The sequence below is a fragment of the Citrobacter sp. Cpo109 genome (assembly GCF_030332565.1).
GTDB classification, from domain to species: domain Bacteria; phylum Pseudomonadota; class Gammaproteobacteria; order Enterobacterales; family Enterobacteriaceae; genus Citrobacter; species Citrobacter portucalensis.
The window spans coordinates 1-464 of record NZ_JAOWHQ010000021.1 but is presented as its reverse complement, the minus strand read 5'-3'; the positions used below and the strand labels follow the sequence as shown (position 1 = coordinate 464).

Annotated in this window: 1 pseudogene; it reads left to right on the top strand. The window is 47.0% G+C overall.

What is annotated here, in order from left to right:
• A pseudogene (locus tag OGY71_RS00310) lies at positions 1-464 on the top strand (T6SS immunity protein Tli3 family protein); the annotation flags it as partial.

Here is a 464-nt window from a genome sequence, read left to right as displayed (position 1 = left end):
TCAGAACAGTACATACTTGTGCCTGAGTGGGAGCCAGGGGCATATAAAATATCTAAAGATTACGGACAAACGTGGCAGGTCGCAAAATATATGGCCTCTTTCCCGGCGCTGGAGAGAAACTCAGATGGTATTATGCGCGACTATCCTGAAGGAAAAGAAATAAAAAGAGTGGTGGTGGTCAATAACCAGGCGTTTATTTCCACTGCACAAGGACATTTGTATATGAGTTCATACCCTTTTGACGACCCGCGTCTGGCGCCGGGTGGTCCAGGTATAGATTATCAGTACTTTGATGACACCTATTATCTCTACAGGCCTGGCAAGCATAAATCCGGTGGCAAGTATGTGGACGGCCATACCAGTCCTGAGTTTCCTGGTGCTGCGTGGGGAACGGTGGTGTTTATGAAAGCATCTTTAGCCCATTTAACGGAAGGTTATAAGGCCAACTATCAAAACCTGCCGGA